Source organism: Opacimonas viscosa, assembly GCF_024199005.1.
In the GTDB taxonomy this organism is placed as follows: Bacteria; Pseudomonadota; Gammaproteobacteria; order Enterobacterales; family Alteromonadaceae; genus Opacimonas; species Opacimonas viscosa.
Genome location: NZ_JANATA010000342.1, coordinates 1 through 232, shown reverse-complemented (window position 1 = coordinate 232; position 232 = coordinate 1). Strand labels below are relative to the sequence as shown.

Here is a 232-nt window from a genome sequence, read left to right as displayed (position 1 = left end):
ACTACTACAGGGACACGGTCGTATTCGCCTTTCTCAGCAACATCAAGCAAGTCTGCGTAATACTTGTTTGCCACGTCGCGTGCTTGTTGGTGCGAGAAGAAATAGCCACCAATACGCGAGTACAAACCACGGAAACCGTTCATCATCAAAACAAATACGTTATTGTTAGACGCTAACGCCAAGTCATGTGACATTTGATAGTCGAACTGGGCAAAAGCTAAACCTTCTTGCT

General features: G+C 45.3%; 1 pseudogene. It reads right to left on the bottom strand.

The features are described from left to right. A pseudogene (locus NLF92_RS13845) lies at positions 1-232 on the bottom strand (fatty acid metabolism transcriptional regulator FadR); the annotation flags it as partial.